The sequence below is a fragment of the Streptomyces sp. NPDC085900 genome (assembly GCF_044540925.1).
Taxonomy (GTDB): Bacteria; Actinomycetota; Actinomycetes; order Streptomycetales; family Streptomycetaceae; genus Streptomyces; species Streptomyces gilvifuscus.
Genome location: NZ_JBITSP010000031.1, coordinates 1 through 2,741 on the forward strand (window position 1 = coordinate 1; position 2,741 = coordinate 2,741).

The window sequence follows — 2,741 nt, forward strand, 5'->3', positions numbered from 1 at the left end:
GCGCGCGGTCTGCTCCGCAGACACGACGCGCCGCCGCTACGCGGCGGATTCCGCGCTGCGCGCGGAAGAGCCGGAACTCCGTTCCGGCCACCGGATCACTCCGTGATCCGGGCGAGCCGGCTCCGCCGGCTCGCATCTCGTACCGGCCTGCTCCGCAGCCCTGTACGAGACCTGACGCACCCTCCGGGCGCGTCAGAAAAGCAGCAGCAACAGGGGCCTCGCCCGTGTCGTGGGTCAATGGGCCTCATGGCTGACCCACTGTCACTTTCGGTCAGTTCAGATCAGAGTGCGTGCGTCACTTCTATGCCTGGCTTAGTTCTGGGATAATGACTGGGTTGCTCTTCCATGTCTGACCTTCGGGAAGAGGAACTGTAGAAGCCTCAGTACTATTGCCGTCAATTTCGGCACTGGATCGATTCTGGGGTAGCTCTGTATCTCCTCTCCGTCTCCGATAATGCGAGGAATCGTGGCCCATATGGAATTGCGTCCGCATCAGGTTGAGGCAGTCGATAACGTGGTCCGTCTTCTCGGGACACCGCCCGGAGGCCGTATGCCGCCGGAGGGTCTGAGGACGCAGGTTATCGCCGCTACCGGCTCCGGTAAATCCCTGATCGCCGCAGAGTCCGCCCATCGGCTTTCCGCTCGCCGGGTGCTGGTGTTGGTGCCGACCTTGGATCTGCTGACGCAGATGGCCGGCGCCTGGCGCAGGGCTGGCCGGGGCGGGGCGATGGTCGGGGTGTGCTCGCTGCGGGCGGAGGAGAGCCAGGGACTGCCGTGCACCACGGACCCGGACGAACTCGTGGAGTGGATGCGCGGGCTGGAGACCGTCACCGTCTTCGCCACGTACGCGTCCGTTGGGTTGGGCATTCTGCAGCGCGCGCATGCGGCTGGCCTGGACGTGTGGAGCCTGATGGTCGTGGACGAGGCGCACCGGACCAGCGGGGATGGTCTGAAGCCGTGGGCGGCCGTGCATGACCAGTCGAAGATCCCCGCGGAGCGGCGGCTGTATATGACGGCGACGGCGCGGGTGTGGGAGGCGGAGGGTGAGCGGCCGCATCTGGTGGCGTCTATGGAGCCCGACTCTCCCGTGTTCGGGCCGGTGGCGTACAAGTTGACGCTGTCGGAGGCGATCGGGAGGGGCATCGTCGCCCCCTACCAAGTCCTCTGCCTCGACATCCGCGACCCCGACCTCTACGCGGCGTTGACCAGTGAGGACACCGGCTCCGACGCAGTGCGCGGTGCACGGTTGGCGGCGGTGCAGACGGGTCTGATGCACGCCGCGGTGCGGGAGCGTTTCCGGCGGGTGTTGTCCTTTCACAGTCGGGTCCAGGAGGCCGAAGCCATGGCAGTCTCCGTGCCGTTGACGGCCCGTCGGCTGGCTGAGGCGGAGCCGGAGCGGTACCCGCCGGTGGAGCAGGTGTGGGCTCAGTGGCTGTACGGCGAGCACGCCCCCGGACACCGCCGCAGGGTGCTCGACGAATTCGCCTCCGATTTCCTCGGCGGACCCGAATACGCGGGCCGGGACGTGCGCGCGGAATTGCGTGTATTGAGTTCCGTTCGAGTTCTCGGAGAAGGTGTCGATACCGCTGAATGTGATGCGGTGCTTTTCTCCGATGCGCGCGGCAGTATGGTGGATATCGTGCAGATGGTCGGGCGTGCACTGCGGCTGCATCCGGAGCGCGGGAAACTCGCGACGCTGATCGTTCCCGTGTTCCTCGGGCCGGACGAGGACCCGAACGAAATGCTCACCTCCGACGCCTACTCCATTCTCACGAAGATCTTGTCCGCTCTGCGATCACACGATGCAGAGACCGTCGAGGCCCTCGCGGACCCCCGTCTGCGCAACAGCCGCCCGGGCCTCGAGGCGGACGACGCGGACGGGGCGGAGGCCGACGGAGAGGACGACCAGGACGACGACGGTGAGATCCAAGTGCCGGTGTCCGAGCGGGCGTTGGGGGTGCTGCGGTTCAGCGAGGAGCGGGATCCTGCGGTGCTGACGCAGTTCGTGCAGCTGCGCGTCATCGACCCGGAGAAGGCGTACTGGCGGCGCGGTATCGAGGCCGCGACGCGGTGGCGGCGCGAGACCGGCAACAGTGAGCTGAGGGTGCCGTTCACGTACGTCACTCCTGAGCAGTGGGGTGCGGTGGGCGGGCATCCGCTGGGGGTGTGGCTGGCAGACCTGCGGCGGTACTACCGGGAGGGCACGCTGGAGGCCTCGCGCGTGGCCGAGCTCGAGCGGCTGGGCATGGTGTGGTCCGTACACGCCTCCGCGTGGGAGGCCGGCATCGACGTCGCCCGCACCTACGCCGCCATCTTCGGGCACTGCTTGCCCGCGGCATCGACGGTCTTCGACGGCTATCCGCTGGGGGTGTTCATGAAAAACGCCCGGGCCGCGGCCAAGAAGGCCCGTGAGAACGCCGCACGCCGCGCAGGCGGGGAGACCGGCGTCTCGTATGCCGGAGAGCTGCCAGAGGAGCGCAGGGAAGCGCTGGACGAGATCGATCCCGGATGGTGCCCGGAATGGGACATCGCCTGGCAACGCAACCTGCGCCTCCTGCTGGCGCATCGGAAGGCCGGCGGTGTGCTGCCGGCACGGACGGGCGAGGTGGTCGTGCAGGGCGAGGACCTGGGAGCCTGGATCGCCCTACAGCGCGCCGGCTGGGACAAGCTCGCGCCGGCACAGCAGTACCTGCTGGGAAGCGTCGGCATCGACCCCGACGCGGACGTACCGGTCCGGCCGG

1 protein-coding gene is annotated in these 2,741 nt (G+C 67.9%); it reads left to right on the top strand.

Features of this window, described 5'->3' with window-relative positions; translation table 11 throughout:
- Window positions 1–475: 475 nt before the first annotated feature.
- Window positions 476–2,741, top strand: a 2,266-nt coding sequence (locus ACIGDI_RS43390; protein ID WP_399908576.1) for a Helicase associated domain protein, incomplete at its 3' end; no start/stop codon positions are given.